The 2,135-nt window shown below is 47.7% G+C and carries 1 protein-coding gene; it reads left to right on the top strand.

Translation table 11 applies throughout. The annotated features are described in order from the left end of the window. Positions 1 to 2,135, top strand: a 2,135-nt coding sequence (locus ABHV44_RS16080; protein ID WP_459075738.1) for an HYR domain-containing protein, incomplete at both ends; no start/stop codon positions are given.

The following is a 2,135-nucleotide window of genomic DNA, read 5'->3' on the forward strand; positions in this document are numbered from 1 at the left end:
ACCATCGACTTTGGACCAGCTGTGACGCAGCAGTTCATCGACAACGGAGGAATCACTTTCTACACTGTTTTGGAAGATTGCAACGGAAATGCACTCGGCTCAATGAGCCCAACAGGACCGGCCAACACATTTGTTTACGATCTTGATGATGAAGCTCCAGTGGCTGTTTGCCAGGACATTCAAGTGGAATTAGATTTGAACGGCTCTGCTACTATCACAGCGGCTGAAATCAATAATGGCTCATTTGATAATTGTGAAATTGCATCTGTTTCAATTGACAACACAACATTTGATTGTTCAGATCTCGGACAGAGCACAGTGACTTTGACAGTAACAGATGCGAGTGGAAATTTAGCAACTTGCCAGTCGACTGTCACGGTGATTGATGTGGAAGCTCCTGTAGTTTCTTGCCCGGACGATCAAACAGTTGTGCTTGGCGCAAATTGTGAGCTTGTTCTGTCTGATTACACAGGACTGGCTTCGGCAACTGATGCGTGTGGCAATGTGACTGTTACTCAAAACCCAGCTGCCGGAACATCCATCACATCTGAGGCTGAAGTGACGATTACGGCCACTGATGCATCTGGAAACTCCAGTACATGCACGTTCAATGCAATCCCTGAAGAAGACACTGAGGATCCGGTTGCTGACTGCCAGGACATAACTGTACAGCTTGATGCCAACGGAACCGCTAGTATCACAGCTCAGGATGTTGATGGTGGATCTACGGACAACTGCGGAATAGCTTCGCTGGATTTGAGCCAAAGCACTTTTGACTGCTCAGATATTTCAGGAGGAGCTGCTCCAGCGAATGCAATTTGGATAAACGAACTGCACTACGATAACGCAGGAGGAGATACAGGGGAATTCGTTGAAGTAGTGGCAAACTTTAATGCTTCTGCTTATGAAATTGTTTTCTATAACGGTTCAGGAGGTGCTGAATATGATTCCGCTACGCTCGGCTCCCCAGTAGCAACAGAATCAGGGTATAACTTGTACACTATTTACCCTAGCAGCATTCAAAATGGAGGGCCTGACGGATTGGCTTTGGTAGACGAAAGCGACAACGTGGTCGAATTCATCAGTTATGAAGGCAGCTTTACGGCAGCCGATGGTCCTGCCATGGGCTTGACCTCGACCGACATTGGGGTAGCCGAAACTAGTAGCACGCCTATCGGAGAATCATTACAAAAAACCGGAACAGGTAGCACGGGTGGAGATTTCGCATGGACAGGTCCCACTTCTGAGTCACCTGGTTTGTTGAATGCCGGTCAGACAATTTCTGCCGGAGGAGGAACTCAAGTAACACTCACAGTCACTGACAACAGTGGAAACACAAGCTCTTGCACTGCAACTGTTACCGTAGAAGACAACATTGTGCCAACTGCAGTTTGTCAGGATTTGACGCTGAGTCTGGTAGATGGGATGGCAACTCTCGATCCTGCTCAACTTGATGGAGGATCAACAGACAACTGCGGAGTTGCCAGTATCTCTGCATCACAAACAGAATTCGACTGCAGTCACTCCGGAGAAAACACAGTAACGCTAACGGTTGAAGATGAAAGTGGAAACGTATCTACCTGCGATGCCATCGTCACTATCGAGGGCACTCCGGATGCTGACATCTGCTTTAATGGACAGGTAGCAGGATTTGGAGATACATTCAATTACTGCGAAGGTCAAAACATCGATGTAACTCTTTGCACAGCAATTAGCGGTGTAACTCCATTCGAAGTCTGCTACTCAGTGGATGGAGAGCCTGAAGTTTGCGTAACAGTTGAAGAATCAGGTTCGATCTTCACAGGCACTTTGGATCCTGGTACATACGAAATTCAAATTACATCTATTACAAGTGCTGAAGGATGTGTTCTTCAAACTCCAGGACCTTACAGTGCTACGGTTGTGGTTGGAGCGACAGCCGGTTCAACCGAAGAAGTTACCGCTTGCGAAAGCTACGAGTGGAACGGCACAGTTTACACCGAAAGCGGAGTTTACACCAACGAAACGACCGTTGAGGGATGCACAACCATCGACACGCTTGAGCTGACGATCAATCCGCTACCGGATGCCAACTTCACCTTCAACGGAGAGCTTGCTGGCTACAATGCCCAGTTTAGCTACTGCGAAGGAACAGA

The sequence above is a fragment of the Halocola ammonii genome, from assembly GCF_049334165.1.
Classification (GTDB): Bacteria; Bacteroidota; Bacteroidia; order Flavobacteriales_D; family Sanyastnellaceae; genus JBEGHD01.